We start from the raw sequence: 460 nt of genomic DNA, 5'->3' as shown, positions 1-460 counted from the left end.
GGGAGGATTGGAACACGATAAACTATCAGACATTAGTAAATGACTTAGCACAACAAGAGAGCGTCAACAAGCTAAGTCAATCTTTAAGAAAGGATGAAAGGGATACGTTTGATTGGCTAAATTCCATATATATATTCATCCTTGAAGATGATGCTAATCACTATCATTTTGACAAGGCTTCAATTATTCCAAATCAAAATGATTTTTTTAAGAAAAAGTCTGATGTTTATCTTGATGAAATAGAAAACGAAGATTTAGTTAATATTTTAAAATTATTGGGTGAAGATTGGAGAAATTGCTTATTAAACAAAAATATAAAACCTGATAAATTCCATCCTAAAAATAAAAAAAATATTGCAGAAAAAATAACAGAAAAAATTAATCAAAACCATAAAGACGATTTTTTCAAAGAAGCTATCAGTCGCTTATCAGAATGGTTTGACAATCATCCTGAGATTGG

The 460-nt window shown here is 28.9% G+C and carries 1 protein-coding gene; it reads left to right on the top strand.

All coding sequences use genetic code 11. The annotated features are described in order from the left end of the window. The coding region (locus AADEFJLK_RS24875) for a hypothetical protein (RefSeq protein ID WP_211299337.1) at positions 1 to 460 on the top strand (460 nt) is incomplete at both ends.

The sequence above is a fragment of the Methylovulum psychrotolerans genome (assembly GCF_002923755.1).
In the GTDB taxonomy this organism is placed as follows: domain Bacteria; phylum Pseudomonadota; class Gammaproteobacteria; order Methylococcales; family Methylomonadaceae; genus Methylovulum; species Methylovulum psychrotolerans.
Note: the sequence above shows the minus strand (reverse complement) of the source record. Positions and strands in the feature narration are given on the sequence as shown.